The sequence below is a fragment of the Mesorhizobium sp. LNHC209A00 genome (assembly GCF_000502915.1).
Lineage (GTDB): Bacteria > Pseudomonadota > Alphaproteobacteria > Rhizobiales > Rhizobiaceae > Mesorhizobium.
Genome location: NZ_AYWT01000009.1, coordinates 61,218 through 85,735, shown reverse-complemented (window position 1 = coordinate 85,735; position 24,518 = coordinate 61,218). Strand labels below are relative to the sequence as shown.

The window sequence follows — 24,518 nt, the reverse complement described above, 5'->3', positions numbered from 1 at the left end:
TTGATCGATGCAATGACCTCGATCGACGCACAAAGGCTGCTTGGCCGCATCCTCGAGCTCGGCGGCATCGGTCGTGATGGCGAGGGCCGATTGGTGCGGCTGGCCGCCTCCGACGCCGACAGGCTGGGTCGCGACCGCTTCGTCGGCTGGCTGCGCGAGGCCGGTCTCGAAATCGCCATCGATCGCATGGGAAATATCTTCGGCGTCTGGCAGGTGTCGGAGAATGCCGGCCATGCGCCGATCCTCATCGGCTCGCATATCGATACCGTCATCGATGCCGGCATCTATGACGGCTCCTACGGCGTGCTCGCCGGGCTGGAGGTGATCGAGACTCTGAAGGCGTCGGCTCTTGTCCCGTCGCGCCCGCTCGCGGTCGCCGCCTTCACCAACGAGGAAGGGGTTCGCTTTTCCCCCGACATGATGGGTTCACTGGTCCATGCCGGCGGCGTCGGTATCGACGAGGCGCTGGCGGCCGTCGGCACCGACGGCAGCGTGCTGGGAGAGGAACTGGCCCGCATCGGCTATGCCGGCGACGAGGAGCCGGGCTTCCTCAAGCCGCATGTCTATCTCGAATTGCATATCGAGCAGGGCCCGGTTCTGGAACGCGAAGGCGTGCCGATCGGTGCTGTGGAAAACCTGCAAGGCATCTCCTGGCAGCGCATCACCATAGACGGCGTCGCCAACCACGCCGGCACCACGCCGATGTCGATGCGCAATGACGCCGGGCATGCGGCTGCGCGTGTCGTCACGTTCCTGCACGACCGCGCCAAGGCCTCGAACACACCGACCGTTGCAACGGTCGGCACGATGCGTTTCGAGCCAAACGCCATCAATGTCATTCCCTCCCGCGCCGTCTTCACCGTCGACCTGCGCGACCCTTTCGAGCATCGCCTGCAAGCCGAGGAAGCCGCACTCGCCGCGTTTCTTGAGGACCTCGCGGCCGACGATGGCGTCACTATCTCGATCGAGCGGCTGGCCCGCTTCGAGCCGGTGATCTTCGATGTCAGCATTGTCGAATTGATCGAGACTGCCGCGAAAAAGCGCGGGTACGCATCGAAGCGCATGACCTCAGGCGCCGGCCACGATGCGCAGATGATGGCGCGGCTCGCGCCCGCGGCGATGATTTTCGTGCCGAGCGCCGGCGGCATCAGCCACAATCCGCGCGAACATACCGCCGATGCCGAGCTTGTCGCCGGCGCCAACATCCTGCTTGATATCGTCGCCCACCTTGCGGATCCGGAGGTATCAGGCAATGGCTGAAATCGATCGTGATGTGCTGAAGCTGGAGATGACAGGGTGGCGGCATGATCTGCACGCGCACCCTGAATTCGGCTTCGAGGAGGAGCGCACCGCGGCCTTCGTTGCCGCCAAGCTGCGCGAATTCGGCCTGGACGATGTCGCCGAGGGTGTCGGCGGCACCGGCGTCGTCGGGACTTTGAAGCGCGGCAGCGGCAACCGCGCGATCGCGTTGCGGGCCGACATGGATGCTCTGCGCATATCAGAGCAATCGGCCGCGCCATACCGCTCCGGCAATCCCGGAATCATGCATGCCTGCGGCCATGACGGCCACACGGCGATGCTGCTCGGTGCGGCCAAGCTCCTAGCCGAGGAGGGCGGGTTCGACGGCATCGTGCGCTTCATCTTCCAGCCGGCGGAGGAATGGGGAAAGGGCGCGTTGGCGATGCTCGACGACGGCCTGATACAGCGCTTTCCCTTCGACGAGATCTTTGGCCTGCACAACATGCCGGGCTTGCCGATCGGACATTTCGAGACCCGCGTCGGCCCGGTCATGTCGGCCGAAGACATCTTCGAGATCGTGCTCAGGGGATTGGGCGGCCACGCTGCGCGGCCGCATTCGGGTCAGGAAACGCTGGTCGCCGCCTGTGCGCTGGTTACCAACCTGCAGACCATCGTCTCGCGCCGGCTGAGTCCGGCCGACATTTCAGTGGTTTCGGTGACCGAACTGATCACCGACGGCACCCGCAACGCACTGCCGAGCCTTGCCCGCATCCTTGGCGACGCGCGCAGCTTCCGCTCCGAGGTCAGCGCCGAGATCGAATGCCAGATGCGCATCATCGCCGAAGGCATCGCTACCGCCTACAATGTTGCCGCCGAGGTCAACTACACCAGGGAATTCGTGCCTTTGCGCAACGATGCCGAGCTGGTCGACGCGGCCTTTGCCGCCGCCGGGACTGTTTTCGAACGCGGCAATATCGCGGTCGCCCGCGAGCCGATGACGGCGTCGGAGGATTTCGCCCGCTTCCTCGACCACGTGCCGGGCTGCTTCGTCTTCCTCGGCAACGGCGAGGCCTCGGCACCGCTTCACAATTCCAGCTACGACTTCAACGATGACGGGCTGTTGTTCGGCGCCAATTTCCATGTCGCCATCGCCAGGCAGCGGCTTGCGACTTGAAATCCACGGGCGCTTTTCGCGGCATTTACCGGGGGAAAAACGCCCGGGAAGGCCGAAATACTTGATCTCGCATGACGCTGCGGCAAGACTCAGCTAGCCTCGCTCACGCGGCGGACCTGATATCCGCCTGGCCGGCGCTATCAGATTACCTCCCAAGCGGCGCCGGCCTTCTTCCCTCTGCGCTAAATTAGATTTTAAAGTTAGAGCGCTCGCGGTTGGCGGAAGTTAGGGTTTTGCTGTCATGGCTGTGGCACGTTTTTGGGTGCTACGGGTTCAGGATGCGCGGGCGGAGCTGGATAAAGGCGGTGCGTGAGGATGAAGCACGGCGGGTGCGCGCCCGCATCGCTCAACTCGAACAAGATTTGACCGCCGCCTCGGCGCGGACACGACAGCTGCGCTAGGACGCAGGCCCCGAGTTGCGCAATGCCAAGTTCCGCCTCGAGCGTATCGATGAATACATCGCGGCAATGCGTTGAAGATCCCGCCATCGTTTTTCACTGGCTGGCAATGGCATTGTTCACGACAGGAATGGCGAGATCTTGATCGGCCCCAGTTGCCTTTGTCGGCGGCAATTTGTTGTCGCAGGCCGAGAGACCCAAAGTCACCAGCGCGAGGATCAGTCCCAGCTTTTTCATGGCTCCTTCCTCCACCCGCGGAACGAGGTGGTGTCGGTTTGGTTGCACGATTGCTCCGAGGGAACAAAATCCCCCGCCTCAGGTTGACCCAGCGAAGGAGGACCGCCGCATGATCCGTTTGCTTCTGGTTGGCACGCTGGCCTTTGTCACTTACCGTCTCGCCCGCAAGATGATCGACGAGGTTCCCGACAGTGTCGATCCGCTCTTGCTGCCGGCGCCCGCAAACGACCGCCAGGCGCTGCGCCGGCAGTCGGCGTCGATGGGCGTTGACCCGAAGCGCTGATTGCTCCCGCTATATCGGCGGAGTTGCTTCTCTGTTGCGAACAAAGCGGAAACGATGCTTGATGGGCGATGAACCTCGCCGCCCATGATTCGACGTTTTTGGAACAGACCGTCCAGCCGGCTTATCTTGCCCGGCTGAACGACGCCCAACGCCAGGCGGTCGAACATGGCGACGGCAAGATTGCAGGCCCGCTGCTGGTTATCGCCGGCGCCGGCTCTGGCAAGACCAACACGCTGGCGCACCGCGTCGCCCACCTGATCGTCAAGGGAGCCGACCCGCGCCGCATCCTGCTGATGACGTTTTCGCGGCGCGCCGCTTCCGAAATGGCGCGACGTGTCGAGCGCATCGCCGGCGAAGTGCTCGGCCGCGACGCCGCGGTGATCACGGACGCGCTGACCTGGGCCGGCACTTTTCATGGCATCGGCGCCCGGCTGCTGCGGGATTATGCGCTGGAGATCGGCCTCGATCCGGCCTTCACCATCCATGATCGCGAGGATTCCGCCGACCTGATGAATCTCGTGCGCCACGAACTCGGTTTCTCCAGGACGGAGGCGCGCTTTCCGACCAAAGGCACCTGCCTTGCCATCTATTCGCGCGCCCTCAACGCGCAGGCGCCGCTGGGTGAGGTACTAGGGTCTGCCTTCCCCTGGTGCGCCGGCTGGGCCGAGCAGCTCAAGCAATTGTTTGCCGGTTACGTCGACGCCAAGCAGGCGCAGAATGTGCTCGATTACGACGATTTGCTGCTCTACTGGGCGCAGATGACGGCCGAGCCTGAAATCGCCACGCATCTGGGCGGACGGTTCGACCATGTGCTGGTCGACGAGTATCAGGACACCAACCGGCTGCAGGCCTCGATCCTGATGGCGCTGAAACCCGACGGTGCCGGGCTGACGGTCGTCGGTGACGACGCGCAGTCGATCTATTCGTTCCGGGCCGCCGAAGTGCGCAACATTCTCGACTTCCCCAGACAGTTCGCGCAGACAGCCGATGTGGTGATGCTGGAGCGCAACTATCGCTCGACCGAGACCATTCTGGCGGCTGCCAATGCGGTCATCGGCGAAGCCTCGGAGCGCTTCACCAAGAACCTGTGGTCGGAACGCAAATCCGCCGATAAGCCAAGACTAGTGACCGTGCGCGACGAGGTCGAGCAAGCGAACTTCGTCTGCGACACCATCCTCGCCGAGCGCGAGGTCGGTACCGCGCTGAAGTCACAGGCGGTGCTGTTTCGCGCCTCGCACCACAGCGGGCCGCTGGAGATCGAGCTGACGCGGCGCAACATTCCCTTCGTCAAGTTCGGCGGCCTGAAATTCCTCGATGCCGCGCATGTCAAGGACGTGCTGGCGGTGCTGCGTTTTGCCGAAAATCCGCGCGATCGTGTCGCCGGCTTTCGCGTGCTGCAGCTTCTTCCCGGCATCGGCCCTTCCGCCGCCGCGCAGATCGTCGAGGCCATGACGTCGGCGCTGGACGAGGCGATGGGCCTGGCCGGCTGGCGTCCGCCGCAGCGTGCCGCGGACGACTGGCCCGGCTTCGTCTCGCTCTATTCCGGCTTGCGCGCCGGCGCCAAATGGCCGGCCGATCTCGAACAGATCAGGCTGTGGTACGAACCGCATCTGGAGCGCATCCACGAGGACGCGATCACGCGCCGCGCCGACCTGCTGCAACTCGAGCAAATCGGCTCGGGCTATGCTTCGCGCGAACGCTTCCTGACCGAGCTGACGCTCGATCCGCCGGATGCAACCAGCGACCAGGCCGGCCCTCCGCACCGCGACGAGGACTATTTGATCCTGTCGACCATCCACTCGGCCAAGGGCCAGGAGTGGAAGAACGTGTTCGTGCTGAACACGGTCGACGGCTGCATTCCGGCCGATCTCGGTGTCGGCACCAAGGAAGATATCGAGGAGGAGCGACGGCTGCTCTACGTGGCGATGACACGGGCCAAGGACAGTCTCAACCTCGTCATGCCACAGCGCTTCTTTCCGCATGGCCAGGCGGCACGCGGCGACCGCCATGTCTACGCCTCGCGCACCCGTTTCATTCCGGCCTCCATCCTCGCCGCGTTCCAGCAGCTTTCGTGGCCGGCCGCGCAAGCGGCGCAGGGCAGGGCGCCTCGGCCGGAGGTGCGCGTCGACATCGGCGCGCGCATGCGCGGCATGTGGAAATAGCAGGAGCCGATGCCGCAGCCGCCGACCAGGATCGCCATTTCTGGCGCTCTCGGCCGCATGGGTCGCCAGATGGCGGATGCGGTGCGGGCCGATGCGCGTCTGGCGCTCGCCGGCTGCTTTCACCGTCCGGGCAGTGTCGGCGATGGGCTGGTGAGCCGCGACGAGGCAATTGCCATGGCCGACGTGGTCGTCGACTTCACCACGCCGGCCGCCTCCGCGGAACTGGCCAGATTGTGTGCCGAAAGGGGCGGGCCAGCCTTGGTGATTGGCTCGACGGGTTTCGAGACCGCCGAGATAGCCACCATCGCCGATGCCGCGAAAGCCATTGCCATCGTGCGCTCCGGCAGCTTCTCGCTCGGGCTCAACATGCTGGTCGGATTGGTCGAACAGGCGGCGCGGGCGCTCGACCCCGACGACTGGGATGCGGAGATTTTCGAGGCGCATCATCGCCACAAGATCGACGCGCCTTCGGGCACGGCGCTGATGCTGGGGCAGGCGGTTGCCGGCGGACGCGACGTCCGGCTGGACACGGTTGCGAGGCGCGTCCGCGATGGTGTCACCGGCGCGCGGCCGGCGGGCGAGATAGGCTTCGCGGTGGCGCGCGGCGGCAGCATCGTCGGTGAGCACAGCGTCAGCTTCCGCGCCGAGGGCGAGACCGTCACCGTGTCGCATTCGGCTGGCGACCGCATCATGTTTGCACGCGGCGCCATCGCCGCGGCACTCTGGGTGGCGGGCCGCGCTCCCGGCGAATACGACATGCGCGACGTGCTGGGGCAGAGCGCTCGGGCGTGACGCTGCGAACGTTTTTGCCTTGCGGCTGAAAGCCAGCTGAAAGCTTGGGCATGTCATGACGGTTTTGCGGTGTCACCGCATGTCCGACCCGCGACGGTCGGCGAGGGAGGAATGCGGCGCGGCTTCACAGCCCGCCGCCCAAATGGAGGAAGTTTTGTGACCGGTTTCATCTCGAAGCGTGCCTTGCGCACCGCTGCCTTGACGCTTGCCATCACCGCCACCGGCGCCGCAGTGGCATCGGCGGCCGACGAAAAGATTTCCATCATGGTGGGTGGCTACGAAAAGCAGATCTATCTGCCCGCCAAGCTCACCGAGGCCCTGGGCTATTTCAAGGACGAGGGTCTCGACGTCGAGTTGCTGAACGAACCGGCCGGCGTCGATGCCGAAAACGAGATGCTGGCCGGCGCCGTGCAAGGCGTTGTCGGTTTCTACGACCATTGCATCGACCTCCAGGCCAAGGGCAAATTCGTCGAGTCCATTGTCCAGTTCAGCCAGGCGCCTGGCGAGGTCGAACTGGTTTCGACGAAGCATCCTGAAATCAAGTCACCGGCCGATTTCAAGGGCATGAGCCTTGGTGTCACCGGCCTCGGCTCCTCGACGAACTTCCTCACTGAATACCTCGCCGTGAAGAACGGCTTGAAGCTAGGTGAATTCACCTCAATCCCCGTCGGCGCCGGCGATACGTTCATCGCCGCGATGCAACAGGACAAGATCCAGGCAGGTATGACGACTGAACCGACCATCACCCGGCTCCTCAAGACGGGTGAAGCGAAAGTCCTTGTCGACATGCGTACGATAGAAGGCACCAAAGCCGCGCTCGGCGGCACATACCCGGCCGCCTCTCTTTACATGCAGACGGACTGGGTCGAGGCCCACAAGGATGTGGTGCAGAAGCTGACCAATGCTTTCGTCAAGACGCAGAAATTCATCAATACCCATAGCGGCGCTGAAATCGCCGACAAAATGCCGAAGGACTACTATGTCGGTGACAAGGCAGGCTATGTGAAGGCTCTTGATGACGGCAAGGCGATGTTCACCGCCGACGGTATAATGCCCGAGGGCGGCCCCGAGACGGTGCTGACTGTGCTGTCCGCCTTCAAGAAGGAACTGCAAGGCAAGCAGATCGACCTGTCGAAGACCTACACGACGGAATTCGTCAAAAACGCGAAGTGACCCGTCTGCCGGCGCGATGCACCGCCTCGCGCCGGCATCGTCTGGTTTTCACGCCCGGAGGCCTTGGCCGACGGCGGTCCTTCGTTCGAACCGGGAGTTAGCCCAGCATGACACAAGAAAACAGCGCACCGGCAATTGAGCTGATCAATGTCAGCCGCCGCTTCCTGTCCCCCACCGGCAAGTCGCTGACCGCGATCCGTGATTTCACCATGACCGTCGAGCGCGGCGAATTCGTCGCCGTCGTCGGCCCGACCGGCTGCGGAAAGTCCACCACCCTCAACCTCGTCACCGGATTGGCGAGCCCAAGCGCGGGCGAGGTCCGGGTCATGGGTGCACCCGTCAAGGGCATCGATCCCCGCATCGGTTTCGTCTTTCAAAGTGATGCGCTGTTTCCATGGCGCACGGTGATCGAGAACGTCATGGCCGGGCCGCTCTTCCGTGGCAGGGCCAAGTCGGAAGCGACCGCCGCGGCGCGCGACTGGCTGGCGCGCGTCGGCTTGGCGCGCTTCGAGCATCACTATCCGCACCAACTCTCCGGCGGCATGCGCAAGCGAGTCGCCTTGGCGCAGACCTTTATCAACGGGCCCGAGATTCTGCTGATGGACGAGCCGTTTTCCGCCCTCGACGTGCAGACACGTGTTCTCATGCACGAGGAACTGCTCCGTCTGTGGTCCGAAGCCAGGGCCTCGGTCGTCTTCGTCACACATGATCTGGAGGAAGCAATAGCGCTGGCCGACAAAGTCTACGTGCTGACCGCCGGGCCGGCGACGGTGAAATCGGTCTACACCATCGACCTGCCGCGCCCGCGCGTCGTCGCCGACATCCGTTACGAGCAAAGCTTCATCGACTATTCGCGCACCATCTGGGCCGATCTCAAGGAAGAGGTCGAGACCAGCTACGCCCGCGCTGCCGCGTGAGGGAGGACACAATGACCGATGCCGCCATCGACATCAGGGCAGGAAGTTTCAGGCCGGGAACCTCGGACGCCGAAATAGAAGCCGCCGCCGCCAAGGCCGCGCAGCATCGCCGCCGCACGGTGATCTTCTGGCGGTATGCCATCCTCATCGTCTTCCTCGCCGCCTGGGAAATCGCCGGGCGCAAGGCCTGGATCGATCCGTTCTTCTACGCCACGCCAAGTGCGATCGCGCAGAGGCTCTATGAGTGGATGACGGAAGGTACGTCCGAAGGGCCGCTCTGGTACCATCTGTATGTGACGATGGAGGAGTCCGTCCTCGGCTTCGTCACGGGCTCGGTTGCCGGCATCATCATCGGCGTCGCGCTTGGCCGCAACCGCATGGCCGCCGACATTTTTTCCATCTACATCAAGGTTATCAACTCCATCCCTCGCGTGGTGCTGGCGCCGATCTTCATCATGATCCTCGGCCTTGGCCTTGCTTCGAAAGTGGCGCTGGCCTTCATCATGGTGTTCTTCGTCGTCTTCCACAACGCCTTCCAGGGCGTGCGCGAGGCCGACCGGGCGATGATCGCCAATGCCCGCATCCTCGGCGCCTCCGACTGGCAGCTGACCCGCTCGGTGATCGTGCCGTCGGCGATGAGCTGGATCTTCGCCAGCCTGCATGTCAGCTTCGGCTTCGCCATCATCGGCGCCATCGTCGGCGAGTTCGTCGGCTCACGCTACGGTATTGGGCTCTTGATCAACATCGCCAAGGGTTCCTTCGACGCCGCGGGCATGTACGCCGCGATCGTCATCATCATGGTAGTAGCGCTGGGCGCGGAATATCTGATGACGATGGTCGAGAACCGGCTGGCGAAATGGCGTCCGCAGCCGCTGCACGAGACGCAGTAAGCAGATCCGAGCGGGTAGCCTAGCCGCTGGCCAACGGGAGGCGCACCTCGACCACCAGGCCGCCGGTCGCGCCATCCGCGAGGGTGATGCGACCGCTCGCATTTTCGACCACCTCGCGCACGATGGCGAGCCCGAGGCCGCTGCCTTCGTCGGTCTCGCCGGTCAGCCGATAGAAGCGCTCGAAGACATGGTCGCGCTCGTCGGCAGGTATGCCGGGCCCGTCGTCGGTAACGGTCAGCACGGCCTCGCCGCCGGCGGCGGCGAGCTTGACGGTGACGGTGCCGCCTGCCGGTGTGTAGCGCAGGGCGTTGTCGACGAGATTGACGATCATCTCCCGCAGCATAGTGCCGTCCCCGATGACCGGTACGGCGCCAGTCTCATCGAGACCTAGATCGACGTTGCGATCAATGGCCCTCGGCGCATGCGTTTCCAGCACTTGGCGCGCGGCTTGCGTCAGGTCGATGCGATCGGCGCGCGGTCGCCGGCTGCCCGGTTCGGCGCGCGACAAGGTCAAGAGCTGTTCGGCCAGCCTCGCCAACCGGGCGGAGCTTGCCTGCAGGGCGATGAGCGCTTCCCGGCGCGCATCGACAGCGTTTTCGCGCAGCGCGTAGCTCGCTTGCGTCGACAACAGCGCCAGCGGCGTGCGCAATTGATGCGCGGCATTGGCGATGAAACGGCGCTGCGCCGCCATCTGCGCCCGCACCCGTTCCATATAGGCGTTGAGCGCATCGACCAGCGGCCGGATTTCGCTCTGCGCACCGGCGACTTCGATGGGGTCGAGTTCGCTGCGTTTCGGTGAGCGCACCGCATCGCGCAGCCGGATGAGCGGCGTCAACCCTCGCCGCAGGCCGAGCAGCACGAAGACGCCGGCTATCGCCACCAGCGCCAGTTGCTGGGTGAAGGCGCTGAACCAGAGATGCCGCACCATCGCGTCGTGCCCGAAAAGCGTGACCCCGACGGTGACGGATATCGGCGAGTCTTCGCCGGCGCCGACCACCGCATGCGTAATTGTCAGCAGCCGCAGCGTCTGGTCGCGATAGGTCGCTTCCATGCTGGGGCGTCCGGGTGTCCTGGGCAGCCCGGGATAGCCTGTCAACAGCCGCCCTCCAGCTGCCTCGACACCGTAGTAGACCCTGTCGCGGTCGCCCGTGTCGAACATCTCGAGCGCTGCCGGCGGCACTGTGGCGTTGATCACCCCGTCGGTCATTGCGACCTGCTCGGCAATCATTCGTGCCGATCCGACCAACATGCGATCGGTGATCAGATCGGCGGTCGCCAATGCGTTGCGCTGGCTGGTCCACAGATTGATGGCCGCAAGCCCGGCGAGAGGGAGCACGACCCAGGCCAGCAATTGCAGGCGCAGGCTGCGCGTTCTCATGGCACGCGGTCGTCATGGCGCAAGAGATAGCCGAGGCCGCGTAACGTGGTGATCTGGACCCGCGACCCTTCAAGCTTCTTGCGCACACGATGCACATAGATCTCGATGGCGCTTGGATCGGCGTCGGTCTCGAAATCGTAGATCGCCGCCGACAGTGCTGCTTTGCTCACCGTGCGTCCCGCCTTGATCATCAATTGTTCAAGCACGGCATGTTCGCGCGGTGTCAGGGCCAGTGTTTCGCCGCCGAGCGAGAACAGCCTGGTGTTGGTGTCGAAGACGAGGTCTCCGCAGGCAACGACCGGTGCCGTCCGGTCATTGGCGCGGCGCAGTTGCACGCGGATGCGCGCTTCGAGCTCCTCTACCTGGAAGGGCTTCGGCAGATAGTCGTCGGCGCCTTCGTTGAGGCCTTTGACCCGGCCATCGAGACTGGCATTGGCGGTCAGTATGATCACCGGCACCCGGTTGCCGCGGGCTCGCAGCATGCGCAGCACTTCCAGTCCGCCCATGCGGGGCAACGCAAGGTCGAGAATGACAAGCGCGTGGTCGCCGGCGGCAAGCGCGTGCTCGACATCCTCGCCGTCATGGACGACGTCGACGACATAGTTCGCCTGGCGCAAGGTCTTGCCCAGCCAGTCCGCCAGTTCGCGATTGTCCTCCACAAGCAGCAATCGCATGTCTATTGCCGTTCCAGCATCGCCCACTTTCGGTCTCAACGGCCACCAAGGCTCGATCGACGATCCCATTCGGCAATCGGACCCGGATGATCGATAGTATCGATCGCAACGCAAGGCAAATGCGGCTTGGCTGCGGCCGGCGATGTTTTTCGCGGGCTAGATGCCCCTGTTTTGAAAGTTAAACACGAGACCGCCGACAAGCCCGCCACCGACTGGCCTGAGCCTGGCCAGGGCATCTGGGGTAACTGATGTCGCGGGTGCGGCGGGTCTGATCTTCCGCACCCGCGACATCAGACTTCTAGCTCAGGTCCTTCGGCCGCAGGCTATGTGTCAGCCTGGCGGCCGACAGACCGGACCAATCGTCTTCAAGGACGAAGCGCGCGAGGGCTGCTGTCGGAAACTTGTTCTCGAGCCTCTTGCGCGCCTTCGCCTCCGATCCCGATCCGGCAAGCCGTTTTGCCAGCTCCTCAAGGCCTGGATTGTGGCCGAGAACCAGCAGGCAGCCGCTCGACGGGTCCGCTTTGCGTAGCTGACTCAGAATATCCGCCGCTGCAGCATCGTAGAGCGCCTCGGCAAACGCGACCCGGGGATGCACTGGCAGTTCCGCCGCCACCAGCCGCCAGGTATCGCGGGTGCGCAGCGCCGGCGAGACCAGCACCTGATCCGGCAGCCAGTCGCGCGCGGCAAGCTCGCGGCCGATCAGCCGGGCCGCCTTCAACCCGCGTTCCGCCAGCGGTCGGTCGAAATCGTCGAGGTCAGGGTCGTCCCAACTCGATTTGGCGTGACGCAGCAGGAGCAGCTGTTTCATCGCTGCGCTCTTCGCTCAGGGCGTGATCCGCGCCAGATGCTCGAGGTCGGCTTCCTCGCGCAGCGGATCGGGCGCCATCACCACCGAGGTGCCGTTGTCGGCATCGTCGGCGAAGTGGGCAAGAACCGTATGCCCGGCCTCCATGCGTGCCTTGCCATCGGCGACCAGGCCAAGCGCCAGAGGGTAGAGCCGGTGCTCAGCCTTGAGCACGCGGGCGGCCAGCGTATCGGCATTGTCTCCGACCATCACCGGCACGGCCGCTTGCGCGATGATCGGGCCATCATCCATCTCGGAGGTGACGAAATGCACCGTGCAGCCATGGATGCGGATGCCGGCGGCCAATGCGCGCGCATGGGTGTCGAGCCCCTTGAAGGCCGGCAGCAGGGCAGGGTGGATGTTGATCATGCGGCCCTGCCATTTCTGGACAAAGCCGGGAGTCAGGATGCGCATATAGCCGGCCAGCGCCACGATGTCGGCGTTGAAGGCCGCAAGTGCCGCGTCGATCGCCGCGTCATGCGCCTGCTTGCTGCCATGGTCGGCGCGGGAAATGACCTGGGTGGCGATGCCGCGTGCCTTGGCGATGCCGAGGCCGGCGGCGTCCGCCTTGTCGGAAATGACGCCGGCAATCTCGGCCGGGAAGGCCGGATCGTTGGCTGCCGCGATCAGCGCGGTCATGTTGGAGCCGCGCCCCGAAATCAGGACAACAGTGCGTTTTCTCTGCGTGCTCATAGGCCGATCGAACCCCGATAGATGACGCCGGCGTCGCGCCGCGGCACGATGCGGCCGATCGGCGTCACCGTCTCGCCGGCTTCCTGCAACACGGCCGCGACCTGCGCCGCCTGACCGGAAGCGACAGCCAAAATCATGCCGATGCCGCAATTGAAGGTGCGCATCATCTCCTCCGGCGCCACGCCGCCTGTCTTGGCCAGCCAGGAAAACACCGGCGGCACGTCGATGGCTTCGAGATCGAGCTCGGCCGAGAAATCCTTGGGCAGCACGCGCGGAATGTTTTCCGGAAAGCCGCCGCCGGTGATGTGCGCCAGCGCCTTGATGCCATGCGTGTTGCGGATCGCCTTGAGGATCGACTTGACGTAGATGCGGGTGGGTTCGAGCAGTGCCTCGGCAAGCGTCGCCTCGTCGTTGAACGGTGCCGGATCGTTCCACGCCAGACCGCTGGCGGCGACGATGCGGCGCACCAGCGAGAAACCATTCGAATGCAAGCCGGAAGAGGCCAGCCCGAGCAGCACGTCGCCCTCGACGATGTCGTCGGTGGGCAGGAGTTGGCCACGTTCGGCCGCGCCCACGGCAAAGCCAGCAAGGTCATAATCCTTGCCGTGATACATGCCCGGCATTTCCGCCGTCTCGCCGCCGATCAGCGCGCAGCCGGCCTGGCGGCAGCCTTGCGCGATGCCGCCGACGATCGCGGCACCCTGATCGGGATCGAGTTTGCCGGTGGCGAAATAGTCGAGGAAGAACAGCGGTTCGGCGCCCTGCACGACGATGTCGTTGACGCACATGGCGACAAGGTCGATGCCGATCGTGTCGTGTTTCCCCGACTCGATGGCAATCTTGAGCTTGGTGCCGACGCCGTCATTGGCTGCTACCAGCACCGGATCGGTGAAACCGGCCGCCTTCAGGTCGAACAGGCCGCCGAAGCCGCCGATCTCGCCATCCGCACCCGGCCGGCGCGTGGCGCGCACCAGCGGCTTGATCTTCTCCACCATGAGATTGCCGGCATCGATGTCGACACCGGCCTGCGCATAGGTGAGCCCGTTTCCGCGCTTTGATGCGTCGCGCTTGCTCATCGCATTTTCCCTGCTCGTTTGCGGGCTCTTCGCATGAATGGTTTCGGGGGGCAAGGATAACGGCCGAACCGGGTTCCGTTTGGCTCGACAAAAGCGTGGATAGCCGGGGCATCGCACTCAGTGCTTGCGGCTGGCCCAGCCGGCTCTCCCTTGCCTCGGCCCTCCATCGCCCTCATCTATCTCAACGCATAATACGGCGGGACAATGCGTTGACCATCCCCAACCTGATCACCATGCTGCGCGTTGTCCTGGTGCCTGCCGTGGTGTTGGCCATGCTGCAGGCTCGTTGGGACTGGGCCTTTGCCGGCTTAGTCGTTGCCGGCATTTCCGACGGCGTCGACGGCTTCATAGCCCGCCGGTTCAACCAGCAGTCCAGGTTCGGCGCCTATCTCGATCCGATCGCGGACAAGCTGCTGCTGGTTTCGGTGTTCGTCGTCATGGGCATCATCGGGCAGTTGCCGCTCTGGCTGGTCGTCACCATGGTGTCGCGCGACGCGTTGATCGTCTGCGCGGTCCTGTTGTCCACGGCGATGGCCCATCCGGTCGAGATGAAACCGCTTTTGGTGTCGAAGGCGAATACCGCCGTCCAGATCGTGCTGGCGGCGGTTGTGCTGGGCGAACTCGCCTTTGCCGTGCACCTCGACCCTCTGCGGCCAGGCCTCATATTGCTGTCCGGGGTCTTGACCGTGGCTTCGGCCGCGGCCTATCTCGTGGCTTGGCTGAGGCATATGAGCGGCTATGGCGAAGGCGGTAAATCAGGCTGACAAGCCCATCGACGGCAAGCCTGCCCGCAAGCCGGCCGCCCGCAAGGCGGCGGCGCTGGGCAAGGCCGACGACGGCCAGATGGTTGTGGTCGTGCCGGAAGGCGAGACGGCGGCAGAGGCAGAGGCGTCTTCCACGTTCCGCCGCCAGATATTCTTCTGGCTGGCGGGGGCCGCGATCCTGGCGCTCTTCCTTTATGTCTTCAGCGACATCCTGCTGCCCTTCGTCGCCGGCATGGTGCTTGCCTATTTCCTCGATCCGGTCGCCGACCGTCTGCAGCGGCTCGGCCTCAGCCGCTTCATGGCGACCGTGGTCATCCTCATCACCTTCCTGATCGTGCTGGTGCTGGCCTTCGTCATCCTCATCCCGGTGCTGGCGACGCAGATGGCCGATTTCGCCAGCAAGCTGCCGGAATACCTGACCCGGCTGCAGAGCCTGATCACCTCCTTTGATCCGAAGTGGCTTGAACAGAAATTCGGCGTCAACGCCAACGGCTTGCGCGATGGGTTGAACTCGCTGCTGACCTCCGGTTTCGGCCTGCTCACCACGGTTTTCACTTCGATCTGGAGTTCGGGCGTGGCCCTGGTCTCGGTGGTCAGCCTGTTCGTGGTGACGCCGGTCGTGGCCTTCTACATGCTGCTCGACTGGGACCGCATGGTGGCGGTCATCGACAGCTGGGTGCCGCGCGACAACGTCGCCACGGTCCGCGCCATCGCGCGCGACGTCAACACCGCCACAGCCGGCTTCGTGCGCGGGCAGGGCACGCTCTGCCTGGTGCTGGGCGCCATGTACGCCACCGGCCTGACGCTGACCGGGCTGAACTTCGCCATCCTCATCGGCCTGTTCGCCGGGCTGATCTCCTTCATTCCCTATGTCGGCTCATTGACCGGGCTGGTGCTGGCCGTCGGCGTCGCCTTCGTCCAGTTCTGGCCGGACTGGACGATGATCGTCGCGGTTGCGGTGGTCTTCTTCATCGGCCAGTTCATCGAAGGCAACATCCTGCAGCCAAGGCTGGTCGGCAAAAGCGTCGGCCTGCATCCTGTATGGCTGATGTTCGCGCTGTTCGCCTTCGGCGCGCTGTTCGGCTTCGTCGGCCTTTTGATTGCCGTGCCGGCTTCAGCGGCGGTTGCGGTGCTGGTGCGATTTGCCATCGCCCGTTATCTTGAGTCGCCGCTCTACAAAGGCCATGCCACAGAACCCGCGCCGCCACTGCCAGCCGATCGCGGCGGCGGCCACCGCTCGCAACCGCGTCGCTGAAGTGACCGCGCAGCGAACCGACCCGCCACGCCAGTTGCCGCTCGATCTCGGCCATGGCACCGGTTACTCGCGTGATGAGCTGGTCGTCTCCGGCACCAACAACCAGGCGGCCGCACTGGTCGACCGCTGGCCGGATTGGCCAGCACCGGTGGTGGTGCTGGCAGGCCCAGCTGGCTCCGGCAAGACGCATCTGGCCTCGATCTGGGGTGCGCGCGCCAAGGCGGTGACTGTCGACGCCAGGCGCATTGGCGACAGCATCGCAAATCTCGGTGCCCGCCCGGCCCTGATCGATGACGCCGACGCACGCGCGGTCGACGAACTGGGCCTGTTCCATCTCATCAATGCGGTGCGTGGCGCCGGCTCGACGCTGCTTTTGACCGCACGCCGCTTTCCCTCGGCCTGGGGTGTATCGCTGCCCGATCTTGCATCGCGGCTCAAGGCGGCGGCGACAGTCGAGATCCATGAGCCCGATGATCTCCTGCTCGCCGGTGTCATCACCAAGCTGTTCGCCGACCGCCAGGTCGAGGTCGAGCCGCATGTCGTGCAGTATTTGGTGCGGCGCATCGAGCGTTCTCTGGCAACCGCGATGCGTGTGGTGGAGCGCCTGGATCGTACCGCGCTGGAGCGCAAGATGCCGATCACCAGGGCATTGGCCGCCGAAACCGTCAATGCCATGGACGAGGGGCAGGGCGAGTTCGCGATTTGATGACTTCAGGTTTCCAGAGGTCTCCGTCTCGACCAGAGTCCATTTTGGGAAACAAAACTGGCACTCATCTTGCTGCGTGAGCTTGCCGGCTGACCCCGGTCCTGATTGCGTTCCAAATCAGGTTGTAGGCTCGCCGGGAATGAGGCGGTTGGGGTTCTCGCCCGGCGAGCTTGCGTTCAAAATGCGTCGAGCGGTTGCGCCGCAGCGGACATTCACCCCGACGACAGTGACCGCCCAGCATCGTCGAAACTCTTCAAGCGGACCACTCGACGGTCTATTTCTCAATTGAAACTTGGACCAGAGACTGGTCCATGCGCAGTAATCGATGCAGGTATCCGTTACCGTGCCAAGGGACAACTGACCGAACTGGTGCGCCGCGCGGAGGGCGGAGCCGATTTTTCGAAAACCGATATCGAGGGTGTGCTCTCAACGTAGCACTGTTGGCGGTGAGCTTGCGGCCAATCACAGCCACATTCTGACGAAATACCGGACCAACAGATAGACGGCTGAGTGCACGGCGATATAGCAGGCGGCGACCAGCACAAAAATTCCGATGCTGGCTGCCCACGAACGGGAGGCGACGACGCCAGGTGCGAGCCTGCCAAGCCTGCGGCTCTCGCGATTGTTCCACATCGCCAAGGCCGCACAGGCGATCGCCCATGCCACCATGAACGGAACCGTCACGCCCGCATAGGCAAAATAGGCCGGCCCGAACAGCGAGACCCAAGCATCGATCCCAAGCACCGCAAACCCCCGTTTGCCGCAGCTTAAGCCGGCAATGGCGATGGAAGCGAGCATGAAATATCGACACGCGGATAGGGGCCAAAACCCCTTCGGTGCCATCGGTGTCGCATTTTAAAGAGAAATGGTCGGAGTGGAGAGATTCGAACTCCCGACCCTCTGGTCCCAAACCAGATGCGCTACCAGGCTGCGCTACACTCCGAACGGTCTGTTGCCTATTCATTTCGGTCGTACATGGCAAGTGCAAAAACCTTGCCGCCGCTGCCAATGCGCAGTAATGACGGCGAAGAGGGCGGCGATGCCGCCTTGCCAACAAAGAGGTGGCCATGTCCGCGCGCATTTTCAGTCCAGCCAAAACCGCGATGCAGTCCGGCAAGGCCAAGACCGGCCATTGGGTGCTGGAGTTCGACCCCGAGATGCGCAAGAAGATCGATCCCCTGATGGGCTACACCACGTCGGGTGACATGAGAAGCCAGATCCGGCTCACCTTCGACACGCGCGAAGAAGCGGTCGCCTACGCCGAAAAGGAAGGGCTTGCCTTCCGTGTCGAGGAACCGAAAGAGACCAAGCGCCGCCAGATTTCCTATGCGGAGAATTTCCGCTATGACCGCAGGACGCCCTGGACGCACTGAAGGGCGCAGGCGCCAAGCATCCAGCCGGCCGTGGCCGGCCGACGGTCCCGTAGCTCAGCTGGATAGAGCACCGGCCTTCTAAGCCGATGGTCACAGGTTCGAATCCTGTCGGGATCGCCATAATTTCAATGGCTTATATTGCATGACCTCACGCGGTCACTTGCCAGTGCTGCCACGCCGTCTACCGGAAGGCGAACAGAGGTCCGGTCCGCGCAGGGCTCTGGAATTATTTCGTGATCCGACCCTGTTGGAACCTTGGCCAAAACTACGCGTTCGGGGCCTTGTATTCGTGGAGCCTCATAAAAGGCAGCATGCGGGCAAGCGAACGGGTGGGGCAAAACAAGCGCGGGTTGGTGGAGGAGAAACAAGGCTATGTCGAAACGTGAAATTGGAACGTCCCCAGCCTTGGGGCGGCGTATCGCCGATCTCAGGGCCCGAATGCAAGACGCCGAAATATCCGGCCATGAAATGCAAACCTTTCACAAAGTCGCCGCCATCATGGGATCTGGCGACGGTTCCTTGCAACTGGATGCCGACGACCTGATCGCGGCATCCTTCGTCGCCGAGGCGGTCGGGCCGGCGCCTAGCCGCTGACTTCGGAATTTCCATGTCCGAAATCCGGTGAGCAAGTTGCGTCCAACCATCGGGGCACGGCCGCCTATTGGCGATCGTGCTCCATCTCCCGGCCCCCTGATCTCGTCTCGTCGCCACCTGAACTCGAATTGAAAGGAAAGTCTTATCATTTTGTTTGCGTTGGCACGTCATAGTAGGGACGGCTAACGGAGTAAAAAGGGATGAAGCTGGACCTGTCGCCCACCAGCTGGGGCAGGGTGATGGCCGTCACCGCCGCCGGCACGGCATTCTTCATTGCCGTGGCGTTTTTCGTCGATTCGTTCAATTTCCCCTATCTTTCGCCCGAGTCTGTCTGGCGCGCCAAGCTGACCGACCTCCTGCTGCCCTTGGTGCTCGGCGGCTCGTTTCTGTTTTTCCTGATGTGGAAGATCCGCCAACTGGCGATAGCCCAGCGCGACCTCAGCGTCATTGCCGCGACGGACAGCCTGACGGCGGTGCTGAACCGCGGCGCCTTCTCGATGCTGGTCGAGGCCTATCTCGAACAAACCCGCAAGCAGGAAGAGACCCGTACCGGCGCGCTGCTGATCATCGATGCCGACCACTTCAAGTCGATCAACGACCGCCTCGGCCATGATTGTGGCGACCAGGCGCTCAAACTGATCGCGCAGGCGATCAAGGGCCAACTGCGTGGCACCGATATCGTCGGCCGGATCGGCGGCGAGGAGTTCGGCGTGTTCCTTCCCGGCGTCGACCCCTCGCAATCCTGGCTGGTTGCCGAAGGCATCCGCCGACGGATACGCGAAATGGACTTTTCGCCCGATGGCCGGTCCTGTCCGCTTTCCGTCAGCATCGGCGGCACCAGCTTCAGCGGGCCGACGACCTACGAGGCAATATTCTCCGCCGCCGACAGACGGCTTTATGCCGCCAAGTCGAATGGACGCGATCAGGTCAGCTTCGATCCGGCGGAAGCCGCTCTAGCGTCTCCGCTCAGCGCCGCCACCGTTCATTGAAAGCAGCCTCGCAGCCGGGCTGGCACCGACCGCTTCCTTGACGCATACCTGTCTGTGTGCTTCCTCCGCGCAAGTGATGTATGGAGCATCGCCAGAAACAGTCCTGCTTTCTCGAGTCCCTCGATCGTGCGGTCCGCGGGCACGGCACGGCCCGCGGATGCAGGGAATTGAATGGCCAAACGCCCGGGCCCGATAAGCACCGCGATCATGATCCACTTATTCAACGGCTTTCAGAACCCGTTTGGCGGCAGTGAGCGCGAAACCCTGGAGTTGTATCGGCTGTTGAGCGCCGATTCGCAGGTGCGCCTCTGGGCAACCTCGTCGCGCGTATCCGAAGACCTGATGCAGGAATTTCCGATACGCCGCGTCTCGCCGGCAACACGCAATGTGCCGGCTGGCGGCACCTATGTCTTTCTCGGTGCGCACTGGCGCAACAAGACGTGGCCTTATCTGATCCCGCCACCGCGCCGGTTGATCTATGTCTTCAACACCTTTCATCCCAAGATCATCGCGCTGACGACACGCAGACCGCGCCTGCTGGGTTGGCCCGGTGCCGAACTGGTGCTGATCTCCGACTTTCAGAAGCGCATGCTGCGGGTTGAGGGCGTCGTGCATCCGTCACCCATCGATATCGAGCGCTTCTCGCCACGGCAGGCAAGGCCAAACGGTCCGTTCACGGTGGGGCGGCTGAGCCGCGATACGGCGGACAAGCATCATCCTGACGATGTGGCGCTCTATGAGGCATTGCTGGCCGACGGCGATGCGGTGCGGATTCAGGGCGGCATGCCGCTCAAGGACAGGCTCGCGCCGCATACGCAACTCGAGCTCCTGCCGCAGGGTGAATTTGCCGCCGAACAGTTTTTGCCGACGCTCGACGTCTTCTATTATCGCACCGGCTTGCATGTGGAGACGTTCGGCCGTGTGGTGTTCGAGGCGATGGCCTGCGGCCTGCCGGTCGTTTGCCATTCGCATGGTGGCTACGCCGATCATATCAGGCATGGCGAAAACGGTTTCCTGTTCGAAACGACGCAACAGGCAGCACGGATCCTGGCCGAGCTTAGAGCCGACCCGGCACTGCGGTCGGCCGTCGGTCAGAAGGCGCGGCAAACCGTCGAGCAGCTGTTTTCGCCACAGGCGGTGCAACGGCGGTCGGACTTCTATCGGCGTTAGCGGCGCCACGCCGTCCGGCTTTCCAAACACCCTCGGCCAGCAATCCACGTACCCCGTTTGGCATCGATGCCGACATCGCGCTAAAGCTGGCATCACGTGAATCGCGGGGCGGCCGGCATCGGCGCGCGGACAGATCGAGCAGGGCTTCTACCGATGACATTGACCGGCGCCGCGGCACTGCTGATCCTGATCTTGACTTATGCCGGCGTCGCAATCGGCCGCATACCTGGCTTGCGGCTCGACCGGGCAGGCATCGCGCTGCTTGGCGGCGCGGCGATGATCGCCATCGGCGCGCTCAGCATGGAGGATGCCTACCGGGCCATAAATTTCGACACCATCACGCTTCTGCTCGGCATGATGATAGTCGTGGCGCATCTGAAGGTGTCGGGTGCCTTTCGCGGTCTTGGCGCCATCGCCATCGAGCACGCACATGCACCGTTCATGCTGCTGGTGATGGTGACGCTCCTCACCGGCGTGCTGTCGGCCTTCCTGGTCAACGACGCCATCTGCCTGGTCATGGCGCCGATCGTCGTCCACGTTACCCGCGTCATCAACCGCAATCCGATCCCTTATCTGATCGCCACCGCCACCGCTTCGAACTGCGGCAGCGTCGCCACCATCACGGGCAATCCGCAGAACATGGTCATCGGCGCGCTGTCGGGCATTTCCTATCCCGCCTTTTCGGCGGCGCTCGCCCCGGTCGCCTTGTTCGGCCTTGTCGCGGTGATCGCCATCGTGCGCATCGTCTACCGCGCCGAATTCACCCGCAACGGCGAACTGACGCCACACATTTCGCGCGGCCGCATGCATCGCGGCCAGGTGCTGAAGGCGGTGGTAGTCTGCATCGGGCTGGCGATCGCCTTCTTCGCCGGTGTTCCCGTAGCCAAGGCGGCGCTCATCGGCGGCGCCATTCTGCTGCTGACCCGCGCCATCAAGCCATCGCGCATCTACCGCGAGATCGACGGACCGCTGCTGTTCATGTTCGCGGGCCTGTTCGTGGTGGTTGCCGGCGCGGAAAAGACGCTGCTGACACCTGACATGATCGCCTCGGCCAAGAACATCGGGCTCGACGATGTCTGGCGGCTGTCGGGTTTCACCGCCGTGTTGTCCAACATCATGAGCAATGTTCCGGCCGTGCTGGCGCTCAGGCCTTTCATACCCGGCCTGGAAAACCCCGAGCGCGCCTGGCTGGTCGTGGCCATGAGCTCGACGCTCGCCGGTAATTTCACGCTGCTCGGCTCGGTCGCCAATCTGATCGTCGCCGAGCAGTCCAAGGCCGCAGGCACGCCGTTGTCTTTCGGCGCCTTCTTCAAGGTCGGCCTGCCGCTGACGTTGATCACGCTGTTGGCCGGTACGGGGTGGCTGGCGTTCGGCGGATAGCCCTAGGCCTGGCTGCCCGACATTCGCGCCCTGACCAGCGTGGCCGCGGCTCGTCCGGCTGCGTCGACGTAGTCGGGGTTGCGATGGATGAGCATGATCGAAAAGCAGCCATCCATCAGCAGCACGATCTCGCGCGCCAGCGCCTGCGGCCCCTCGATATGGTGGCCGGACAATTCTGCCGCCAGCCATGTCTCGAAATTGCTTTTGTGCCGCGCCCCGACCTTGACCGCCGGGTGCCCTGGCATCGAGGCAAGCTCCGCAGCGGTGCGCAGGAAGCCGCATCCCTTCCATTTCGGATGGCGCGTGGCCCGGGCCAGGTTGGCAAAAATGGCTTCGACCTTGCTGTCCACGCCACCTTGCTCAGCCTCGAACCAGCCGGCCATCCGTTTCAGATTGGGCTGATCGCGGCCGTCGAGATAGGCTGCGATGAGGTCGTCCTTGCTCTTGAAGTGGTAATAGAGCGTCCGCTTCGTAAGACCCGCTTCCTCAGCGACGGCATCGACGCTGACACGGCCGATCCCCTCCGCGTAAAACAATCTGGTTGCTGCGTCGACAATGCGCTTGCGGGTAGGACTTTGTGCTTCGGGCATGGGTCTAAGTATACCGCCTAGTGAATATACACAAGCCGCGAATGGCGTAACCTCCCATCTCGTCACCATGCTGGAGGAAGCCATGACCGATCTTGTCCTGAACGAAAACAGGGAAGGCATTGCCGTCCTTTCTCTCAACCGCCCGGAAAAGCTGAACGCGTTGAACTATGCGCTGATCGATCGCCTGCTCGCGACACTCGACGACATTGAAGTCGACGACCGCATCCGCGCGGTCATTCTGACCGGGGCCGGCGAGCGGGCCTTCTCGGCGGGCGCCGACATAGAGGAGTTCTCGGCCAGCGTGGCGCTGGGCGCCGAGATAGCGCTGCGAGACTTCGTCATGCGGGGACAGCGGCTGACGGCGAGGCTGGAAGCCTTTCGCAAGCCTGTCATCGCAGCCGTCAACGGCCTCGCCTTCGGCGGCGGCTGCGAAATCACGGAAGCCGTGCCGCTTGCAATTGCCAGCGACCGCGCGCTGTTCGCCAAGCCGGAGATCACTCTGGCAATGCCGCCGACTTTCGGCGGAACGCAGCGCCTGCCCAGGCTCGCAGGGCGCAAGCGCGCGCTCGAACTGCTTTTGACCGGCGACTGGTTCCCGCCACAGCGGGCTCTTGACCTTGGCCTCGTCAATCAGGTGGTGCCGCACGACGATCTGATGCCGGCTGCGTTCAATCTGGCCAGGCGTGTCCTTCGGCACTCCGGACTGGCGGTCGCGGGCATCCTTACGGCGGTGACGAGAGGGCTCAATCTGAGCATCGCCGAAGGCTTGCTGGTCGAGGCCGAGCAGTTCGCCCGTATGGCCCCGACAGCCGATTTGCGCGAGGCGCTAGATGCCTGGATCAGCAGGCACAGGCCCGGACACGACGGATCGTGGACGCATGTCGCGAGACCCGATGAGGCAAGACGGGCCTCCTCGGCCTTGGATCACGGCGCCACCAGCAAGCGTCCCTTCATGTTGGGGTGGAAGCGGCAGAAATAGTCGACCGTTTGCGACGTCTTCAGCGTCATGCTTGCCGACTTCTTCGGCGGGATTACCACCTCCCAGCCGCCCTTCACGGTGGCCGTGTGGGCGATCACGTCCTTGTTCACCCACTCGATCGTGTCGCCGACCTTGGCATCGACGCTGGCCGGCGAAAAAACGAGCTTGTCGACGGTGACCTGGATGGTTGCCGCCGCTGCCGGCGCTGTAGATACCAACGCCAGCACGACCAGCCGCGCCAGATGATCCAAGGCGCCCGCTTTCATTTCAGCATGCCGGCGACGTGTTCGGCATGCTGCTCATGGCCTTGGAAGATCTTAAGACCGGTCTCGAGCAGGCTCTTCAGCTCGGCATTGCTGGCCGAGGGAATGAGCAGGGTTTCGAGCGCGCCATTGACCTGTTTGTGATAGGCGACCTCGTTTTCGATATAGGCCTTGTCGAAGGCCGCGCCTTTCAGCTTGGCGAGCTTGGCACGTTCCTCCTTCGCCGCCTTCGTCAGCGCCTGGCTGGTGGCGTTGTCCTCGGGCTTCACCTTGAGCTTCTTGACGAGATCGAGCGCCTGCTTGTTCACCGCTTCATGGTCGCGCTCCATGTCCTTGGCGAAATCGACGACCTCCTTGCTTTTTGACTTCTTGATCGCCTGCTTGGCCGCCTCGATGTCGAGGACGCCTGCCGTATAGGCGATATGGGCGATCTGCGGGTCGGTCGGCTTGTCGGCGGCTTTCGAGACCGGGGCAGCGCCGACGAGAAGCAGGGCTGCAAGGGCAACGGTATATCGGGTGAACATG

At 63.7% G+C, this 24,518-nt stretch carries 27 protein-coding genes and 2 tRNA genes; 18 read left to right on the top strand and 11 right to left on the bottom strand.

Translation table 11 applies throughout. The features are described 5' to 3' along the window. The first annotated feature begins 12 nt into the window (after nt 1-12). Nucleotides 13-1,260 (top strand): Zn-dependent hydrolase, encoded by a 1,248-nt coding sequence (locus X739_RS145085; protein ID WP_023773440.1) that lies wholly within the window; start codon nt 13-15, stop codon nt 1,258-1,260. Then, on the top strand, nt 1,253-2,413 hold the full coding sequence (locus tag X739_RS145090; RefSeq protein WP_031248137.1) for a M20 aminoacylase family protein: 1,161 nt from the start codon (nt 1,253-1,255) through the stop codon (nt 2,411-2,413). Before X739_RS145085 ends, X739_RS145090 begins: the two co-directional genes overlap by 8 nt. Before the next feature lie 494 nt (nt 2,414-2,907). On the opposite strand, the gene X739_RS1000000170020 is transcribed toward X739_RS145090, so the two are convergent. Further along, the gene (locus X739_RS1000000170020; RefSeq protein ID WP_023795280.1) at nt 2,908-3,048 is read right to left on the bottom strand and encodes a hypothetical protein; all 141 of its coding nucleotides are present in this window, start codon (nt 3,046-3,048) and stop codon (nt 2,908-2,910) included. Between the two features lie 109 nt (nt 3,049-3,157). On the opposite strand from X739_RS1000000170020, the gene X739_RS1000000170015 reads away from it, so the two are divergent. From X739_RS1000000170015 to X739_RS145115, 6 genes are all read left to right on the top strand, one after another. Beyond that, nucleotides 3,158-3,331 carry a hypothetical protein gene (locus tag X739_RS1000000170015; protein ID WP_023773443.1) on the top strand — a complete coding sequence of 58 codons (174 nt, stop codon included), beginning with the start codon at nt 3,158-3,160 and terminating at the stop codon, nt 3,329-3,331. Between the two features lie 68 nt (nt 3,332-3,399). Continuing rightward, complete coding sequence (locus tag X739_RS145095) at nt 3,400-5,493, top strand: ATP-dependent helicase (RefSeq protein WP_023795279.1); 2,094 nt, start codon at nt 3,400-3,402, stop codon at nt 5,491-5,493. Nucleotides 5,494-5,502: 9 nt separating this feature from the next. Continuing rightward, nucleotides 5,503-6,285, top strand: coding sequence for a 4-hydroxy-tetrahydrodipicolinate reductase (gene dapB, locus X739_RS145100; RefSeq protein ID WP_023773445.1), 783 nt, complete (start codon nt 5,503-5,505; stop codon nt 6,283-6,285). Nucleotides 6,286-6,441: 156 nt separating this feature from the next. Then, nucleotides 6,442-7,458, top strand: a complete 1,017-nt coding sequence (locus X739_RS145105) for an ABC transporter substrate-binding protein (protein WP_023773446.1) — start codon at nt 6,442-6,444, stop codon at nt 7,456-7,458. Nucleotides 7,459-7,565: 107 nt separating this feature from the next. Further along, the gene (locus X739_RS145110; RefSeq protein WP_023773447.1) at nt 7,566-8,375 is read left to right on the top strand and encodes an ABC transporter ATP-binding protein; all 810 of its coding nucleotides are present in this window, start codon (nt 7,566-7,568) and stop codon (nt 8,373-8,375) included. Between the two features lie 11 nt (nt 8,376-8,386). Continuing rightward, a complete protein-coding gene (locus tag X739_RS145115) occupies nt 8,387-9,265 on the top strand; it encodes an ABC transporter permease (RefSeq protein WP_023773448.1) in 879 nt (292 codons plus the stop codon). 19 nt (nt 9,266-9,284) lie between these two features. On the opposite strand, the gene X739_RS145120 is transcribed toward X739_RS145115, so the two are convergent. From X739_RS145120 to purM, 5 genes are all read right to left on the bottom strand, one after another. Further along, entirely contained in the window at nt 9,285-10,643 is a 1,359-nt protein-coding gene (locus X739_RS145120) for a sensor histidine kinase (RefSeq protein ID WP_023773449.1), read from the bottom strand. Continuing rightward, the gene (locus X739_RS145125; RefSeq protein ID WP_023773450.1) at nt 10,640-11,317 is read right to left on the bottom strand and encodes a response regulator; all 678 of its coding nucleotides are present in this window, start codon (nt 11,315-11,317) and stop codon (nt 10,640-10,642) included. The genes X739_RS145120 and X739_RS145125 overlap by 4 nt, the downstream gene beginning before the upstream one ends. Nucleotides 11,318-11,615: 298 nt before the next feature. Further along, on the bottom strand, nt 11,616-12,125 hold the full coding sequence (locus X739_RS145130) for a histidine phosphatase family protein (protein WP_023773451.1): 510 nt from the start codon (nt 12,123-12,125) through the stop codon (nt 11,616-11,618). A 15-nt stretch (nt 12,126-12,140) separates the two neighbouring features. Next, a complete protein-coding gene (gene purN / locus X739_RS145135) occupies nt 12,141-12,854 on the bottom strand; it encodes a phosphoribosylglycinamide formyltransferase (protein ID WP_023773452.1) in 714 nt (237 codons plus the stop codon). After that, nucleotides 12,851-13,930 (bottom strand): phosphoribosylformylglycinamidine cyclo-ligase, encoded by a 1,080-nt coding sequence (gene purM, locus X739_RS145140; protein WP_023773453.1) that lies wholly within the window; start codon nt 13,928-13,930, stop codon nt 12,851-12,853. Before purM ends, purN begins: the two co-directional genes overlap by 4 nt. Nucleotides 13,931-14,139: 209 nt before the next feature. Between purM and X739_RS145145 the strand changes: the two genes are divergently transcribed. The 3 genes from X739_RS145145 (at nt 14,140) to hdaA (ending at nt 16,655) form a co-directional block, all read left to right on the top strand. Then, nucleotides 14,140-14,694 (top strand): CDP-alcohol phosphatidyltransferase family protein, encoded by a 555-nt coding sequence (locus X739_RS145145; protein ID WP_023795278.1) that lies wholly within the window; start codon nt 14,140-14,142, stop codon nt 14,692-14,694. Nucleotides 14,695-14,773: 79 nt separating this feature from the next. After that, nucleotides 14,774-15,949, top strand: a complete 1,176-nt coding sequence (locus tag X739_RS145150) for an AI-2E family transporter (RefSeq protein WP_023773455.1) — start codon at nt 14,774-14,776, stop codon at nt 15,947-15,949. Nucleotide 15,950: 1 nt separating this feature from the next. Next, nucleotides 15,951-16,655: a DnaA regulatory inactivator HdaA gene (hdaA, locus tag X739_RS145155; protein WP_023782936.1), complete on the top strand. Its 705-nt coding sequence runs from the start codon at nt 15,951-15,953 to the stop codon at nt 16,653-16,655. A gap of 462 nt (nt 16,656-17,117) precedes the next feature. On the opposite strand, the gene X739_RS145160 is transcribed toward hdaA, so the two are convergent. Then, on the bottom strand, nt 17,118-17,453 hold the full coding sequence (locus tag X739_RS145160; protein WP_051407658.1) for a hypothetical protein: 336 nt from the start codon (nt 17,451-17,453) through the stop codon (nt 17,118-17,120). Between the two features lie 68 nt (nt 17,454-17,521). Further along, nucleotides 17,522-17,598, bottom strand: a tRNA-Pro gene (locus X739_RS145165). A 124-nt stretch (nt 17,599-17,722) separates the two neighbouring features. Between X739_RS145165 and X739_RS145170 the strand changes: the two genes are divergently transcribed. From X739_RS145170 to X739_RS145195, 6 genes are all read left to right on the top strand, one after another. Beyond that, complete coding sequence (locus tag X739_RS145170; protein ID WP_015318428.1) at nt 17,723-18,028, top strand: ETC complex I subunit; 306 nt, start codon at nt 17,723-17,725, stop codon at nt 18,026-18,028. Nucleotides 18,029-18,071: 43 nt separating this feature from the next. Further along, nucleotides 18,072-18,148 (top strand) — tRNA-Arg (locus tag X739_RS145175). A gap of 252 nt (nt 18,149-18,400) precedes the next feature. After that, complete coding sequence (locus X739_RS145180; protein ID WP_023773459.1) at nt 18,401-18,622, top strand: hypothetical protein; 222 nt, start codon at nt 18,401-18,403, stop codon at nt 18,620-18,622. Between the two features lie 200 nt (nt 18,623-18,822). Then, a complete protein-coding gene (locus X739_RS145185; RefSeq protein ID WP_023773460.1) occupies nt 18,823-19,611 on the top strand; it encodes a GGDEF domain-containing protein in 789 nt (262 codons plus the stop codon). Between the two features lie 171 nt (nt 19,612-19,782). Next, nucleotides 19,783-20,781, top strand: coding sequence for a glycosyltransferase family 4 protein (locus X739_RS145190; protein ID WP_245273908.1), 999 nt, complete (start codon nt 19,783-19,785; stop codon nt 20,779-20,781). A gap of 153 nt (nt 20,782-20,934) precedes the next feature. Then, nucleotides 20,935-22,161 carry an anion transporter gene (locus tag X739_RS145195; RefSeq protein ID WP_023795275.1) on the top strand — a complete coding sequence of 409 codons (1,227 nt, stop codon included), beginning with the start codon at nt 20,935-20,937 and terminating at the stop codon, nt 22,159-22,161. Between the two features lie 2 nt (nt 22,162-22,163). On the opposite strand, the gene X739_RS145200 is transcribed toward X739_RS145195, so the two are convergent. Further along, nucleotides 22,164-22,751: a TetR/AcrR family transcriptional regulator gene (locus X739_RS145200; RefSeq protein WP_023773462.1), complete on the bottom strand. Its 588-nt coding sequence runs from the start codon at nt 22,749-22,751 to the stop codon at nt 22,164-22,166. Between the two features lie 82 nt (nt 22,752-22,833). Here X739_RS145200 and X739_RS145205 point away from each other — a divergent pair, with 82 nt between their 5' ends. After that, the gene (locus tag X739_RS145205) at nt 22,834-23,730 is read left to right on the top strand and encodes a crotonase/enoyl-CoA hydratase family protein (protein WP_023782939.1); all 897 of its coding nucleotides are present in this window, start codon (nt 22,834-22,836) and stop codon (nt 23,728-23,730) included. Here the strand turns inward: X739_RS145205 and X739_RS145210 are convergent. After that, nucleotides 23,676-23,996, bottom strand: a complete 321-nt coding sequence (locus tag X739_RS145210) for a cupredoxin family copper-binding protein (protein ID WP_023773464.1) — start codon at nt 23,994-23,996, stop codon at nt 23,676-23,678. The genes X739_RS145205 and X739_RS145210 overlap by 55 nt on opposite strands. Continuing rightward, the gene (locus X739_RS145215; protein WP_023782940.1) at nt 23,993-24,517 is read right to left on the bottom strand and encodes a DUF4142 domain-containing protein; all 525 of its coding nucleotides are present in this window, start codon (nt 24,515-24,517) and stop codon (nt 23,993-23,995) included. Before X739_RS145215 ends, X739_RS145210 begins: the two co-directional genes overlap by 4 nt. Between the last annotated feature and the right edge of the window lies 1 nt (nt 24,518).

What these genes read in the sequence shown, in the direction of transcription:
- X739_RS145085 (WP_023773440.1), top strand. Translation starts at nt 13, where the DNA reads ATGACCTCGATCGACGCACAAAGGCTGCTTGGCCGCATCCTCGAGCTC.
- X739_RS145090 (WP_031248137.1), top strand. Translation starts at nt 1,253, where the DNA reads ATGGCTGAAATCGATCGTGATGTGCTGAAGCTGGAGATGACAGGGTGG.
- X739_RS1000000170020 (WP_023795280.1), bottom strand. Translation starts at nt 3,048, where the DNA reads ATGAAAAAGCTGGGACTGATCCTCGCGCTGGTGACTTTGGGTCTCTCG.
- X739_RS1000000170015 (WP_023773443.1), top strand. Translation starts at nt 3,158, where the DNA reads ATGATCCGTTTGCTTCTGGTTGGCACGCTGGCCTTTGTCACTTACCGT.
- X739_RS145095 (WP_023795279.1), top strand. Translation starts at nt 3,400, where the DNA reads ATGAACCTCGCCGCCCATGATTCGACGTTTTTGGAACAGACCGTCCAG.
- dapB (WP_023773445.1), top strand. Translation starts at nt 5,503, where the DNA reads ATGCCGCAGCCGCCGACCAGGATCGCCATTTCTGGCGCTCTCGGCCGC.
- X739_RS145110 (WP_023773447.1), top strand. Translation starts at nt 7,566, where the DNA reads ATGACACAAGAAAACAGCGCACCGGCAATTGAGCTGATCAATGTCAGC.
- X739_RS145115 (WP_023773448.1), top strand. Translation starts at nt 8,387, where the DNA reads ATGACCGATGCCGCCATCGACATCAGGGCAGGAAGTTTCAGGCCGGGA.
- X739_RS145120 (WP_023773449.1), bottom strand. Translation starts at nt 10,643, where the DNA reads ATGAGAACGCGCAGCCTGCGCCTGCAATTGCTGGCCTGGGTCGTGCTC.
- X739_RS145125 (WP_023773450.1), bottom strand. Translation starts at nt 11,317, where the DNA reads ATGCGATTGCTGCTTGTGGAGGACAATCGCGAACTGGCGGACTGGCTG.
- X739_RS145130 (WP_023773451.1), bottom strand. Translation starts at nt 12,125, where the DNA reads ATGAAACAGCTGCTCCTGCTGCGTCACGCCAAATCGAGTTGGGACGAC.
- purN (WP_023773452.1), bottom strand. Translation starts at nt 12,854, where the DNA reads ATGAGCACGCAGAGAAAACGCACTGTTGTCCTGATTTCGGGGCGCGGC.
- purM (WP_023773453.1), bottom strand. Translation starts at nt 13,930, where the DNA reads ATGAGCAAGCGCGACGCATCAAAGCGCGGAAACGGGCTCACCTATGCG.
- X739_RS145150 (WP_023773455.1), top strand. Translation starts at nt 14,774, where the DNA reads ATGGTTGTGGTCGTGCCGGAAGGCGAGACGGCGGCAGAGGCAGAGGCG.
- X739_RS145160 (WP_051407658.1), bottom strand. Translation starts at nt 17,453, where the DNA reads ATGCTCGCTTCCATCGCCATTGCCGGCTTAAGCTGCGGCAAACGGGGG.
- X739_RS145170 (WP_015318428.1), top strand. Translation starts at nt 17,723, where the DNA reads ATGTCCGCGCGCATTTTCAGTCCAGCCAAAACCGCGATGCAGTCCGGC.
- X739_RS145180 (WP_023773459.1), top strand. Translation starts at nt 18,401, where the DNA reads ATGTCGAAACGTGAAATTGGAACGTCCCCAGCCTTGGGGCGGCGTATC.
- X739_RS145185 (WP_023773460.1), top strand. Translation starts at nt 18,823, where the DNA reads ATGAAGCTGGACCTGTCGCCCACCAGCTGGGGCAGGGTGATGGCCGTC.
- X739_RS145190 (WP_245273908.1), top strand. Translation starts at nt 19,783, where the DNA reads ATGGCCAAACGCCCGGGCCCGATAAGCACCGCGATCATGATCCACTTA.
- X739_RS145195 (WP_023795275.1), top strand. Translation starts at nt 20,935, where the DNA reads ATGACATTGACCGGCGCCGCGGCACTGCTGATCCTGATCTTGACTTAT.
- X739_RS145200 (WP_023773462.1), bottom strand. Translation starts at nt 22,751, where the DNA reads ATGCCCGAAGCACAAAGTCCTACCCGCAAGCGCATTGTCGACGCAGCA.
- X739_RS145205 (WP_023782939.1), top strand. Translation starts at nt 22,834, where the DNA reads ATGACCGATCTTGTCCTGAACGAAAACAGGGAAGGCATTGCCGTCCTT.
- X739_RS145210 (WP_023773464.1), bottom strand. Translation starts at nt 23,996, where the DNA reads ATGAAAGCGGGCGCCTTGGATCATCTGGCGCGGCTGGTCGTGCTGGCG.
- X739_RS145215 (WP_023782940.1), bottom strand. Translation starts at nt 24,517, where the DNA reads ATGTTCACCCGATATACCGTTGCCCTTGCAGCCCTGCTTCTCGTCGGC.